2 protein-coding genes and 1 pseudogene are annotated in these 2297 nt (G+C 74.3%); all 3 read right to left on the bottom strand.

The features are described from left to right. Positions 1 to 292 (bottom strand): annotated as a pseudogene (locus tag N4P33_RS34755) (hypothetical protein); the annotation flags it as partial. Beyond that, on the bottom strand, positions 289 to 1380 hold the full coding sequence (locus N4P33_RS34750; protein ID WP_260830900.1) for an AAA family ATPase: 1092 nt from the start codon (positions 1378 to 1380) through the stop codon (positions 289 to 291). The pseudogene N4P33_RS34755 and the gene N4P33_RS34750, both read right to left, overlap by 4 nt. Before the next feature lie 32 nt (positions 1381 to 1412). After that, the coding region (locus N4P33_RS34745) for a hypothetical protein (protein WP_260830899.1) at positions 1413 to 2297 on the bottom strand (885 nt) is incomplete at its 5' end.

Genomic DNA, 2297 nt, shown 5'->3' with positions numbered 1-2297 from the left:
GGGGAGCCGTGCGGGGGGCGTGCTCGGGGAGGGCGGCTCGGGTGTCGTCCGGCCCGGTGTCATCCGGCCTGGTCTCGTCCGACTCGGTGCTGTCCGCCCCGGTCCGGTCCCGCCCGAACTCGTCCAGCCCTGTGCCGTCCGACCTGATCTCGCCCCGTCCCATCTCGTCCCGCTCAGGACTGTCCGGCCCGATCCCGCCCCGCCCGGCACTGCCCCTCCGCTCCCCGTCCGCCGTAGCCGGTCCTTTCGTGCTGCGGACTTCGGGCCCGGGGTCGGGGACGGGCGGGGTCATGTCGGGTCCGTTGTGTCGAGGCTTTGCCACAGGGTGTGGAGGAGGCGGTTCCAGGACGACTCGTCGGGGCCGGACGGGGTCGTGCGCAGGTACTCGGAGTCGAGGAGCTGGTCGGTGGTGAGGGTGCCGCCGGTGAGGGAGCGGGTGAGGAAGTCGCGGATGAGGGTGAGCCGTTCGGCTCCGTCACCGGTGGCGAAGCGGGCGGCCAGGGAGCCCGCGAGCCGTTCGGCGTCCGGCGCGGGCATCTCCAGGCACAGGCAGTGCCGCAGCAGGTCGGCGGGCAGGACGCGTTCCCCGCCGCAGGTGATGACGACGAACGGGAAGGCGCGGCACCTGATCCTGCCGTGGTGGACGGTGTACGAGCCGTCCGGGTCGTCGGTGTGCACCACGACGTCGGGTTCCCGGACCCGCACCCGCGACAGCTCGGGTATCCGGAACTCGCCGTCGGCGATGATGCCCGTCAGCCCGTCGACCAGGTCGAGGTCCGCCTTGTCGAAGTCGTCGATCAGCAGGACGCGAGGAGCCTCGCGGGGGACCAACGCCGTGCCCAGCGGCCCCAGTTGGAAGAAGTCACCGAGACCGCCCTCCGCGTCCCCGCCGTTCGACGCGCCGCGTATCGCCGCGTCCTGCAGGCGGCCGACCGCGTCGTAGTCGTACAGCCCGTCGGCGAGGGTGGAGCCGCCGGTGATGCGCCAGTGCAGCACCCGGCCGAGCCCCAGCTCGCGGCTGACGCGGTACGCCAGATTGGACTTGCCGCTGCCCAGCGGCCCGGTGACGATCAGCGGCCGGCGCAGGAACAGCGCGGCGTTGACCAGGTCGGCCTCCGCGACGGACACGCGCCGGGCCGTCATGTCGCCCGCCCCCAGCCGCCGCAGCGTCGCCGCCTCGTCCCTCGGCGGTGGTCCCGGGACGACCGGTCCACCGTCGAAGTCCCGCCACGGAGGCGGCGGCGGGAGCCGGTCGGTGATCGGCGCCGCCGGTGCGGGTCCCGCCGAGCCGCGGTAGAGCCACCACGCGTGGCCCGTGTGCTGCGCCTCGGGCGCCGCTGCGCGCCGTGCCGTGCGTCCGGACTCGCCGTTGCCCTTCACAGCCACCCCTCCTGCCCTGCCCGGCCCGCCGGTCATGCCCCGGGGCGGGTGTCCCCGTACGTCTCGGCCTTGCTCGAAAGGACCGGTTCCGGGAACTCGGGGAGCCGGTTGGGGTCGTCCCACAGCACGGCGATGCCGGGCCGGGGGCCGTCCGCACGCCCCTTATCGTCCTGGCTCGCCGGTGGGCACCGCAAGCGCACCATCCGGTCGAGGAGTTCACCGGAGGGCCCCTCGAGCGTGGCCTCCACCGCGCCCTGGGCCTCTTCGGTGAGCGGCCCGGTGTGGCTCCACACCAGCACGGGCAGTCCCGCGTGCAGTCCGACGTGGAGTTCCTCGCGGCCCCGGGGCCGGTCGGGCGGGGCGCCCAGGGTCATCAGGACGACGCTCGGACTCTGCTTGAGCCGCGGGTAGTTCTCCCGTACGTCGCCGATACAGCGGTAGGCGTGCGGGGCGGCGGTGTCGGCGGCGAGCACGTCCCAGCGTTCGTTCCAGACCCGGTGCAGTTGCAGCGCCTCGATCCGCTCCAGGCTGCGGACGACGACCGGGTAGTCCTGCCAGAACGGGGGCCCGCCGTGCTCGCTGGCCCACACCGCCTGGTCGCCCAGCGCGGAGTTCCTGGACCATTCCTCGACCGGTTCGTTCAGCAGCGCGAGTGGCAGGACGAACTCCAGCACGATGCCGCCGCGGTGCCGACTCAGCCGGGCCTCCTCGCGGTCCACGAGGGCGGCCACATGCCGGCGGACCCGGGCCCGGGGCACGGAGGTGTCGTCGCGCCGGCGCGGCTCCCAGGTGTCGCCGACGTTGGTCCAGCAGGTGACGTCGACCCGGTCCGGCGTACTGACCGAGGGGCACAGCCGGATCAGCAGACACGCCGCGCGGGGGCGCTCCGCCGGCGGGGCCGCGCCGTCGCCGTGGGC

This window comes from Streptomyces sp. 15-116A (assembly GCF_025290915.1).
Classification (GTDB): domain Bacteria; phylum Actinomycetota; class Actinomycetes; order Streptomycetales; family Streptomycetaceae; genus Streptomyces.
This window is presented reverse-complemented; position numbering and strand designations above follow the sequence as displayed.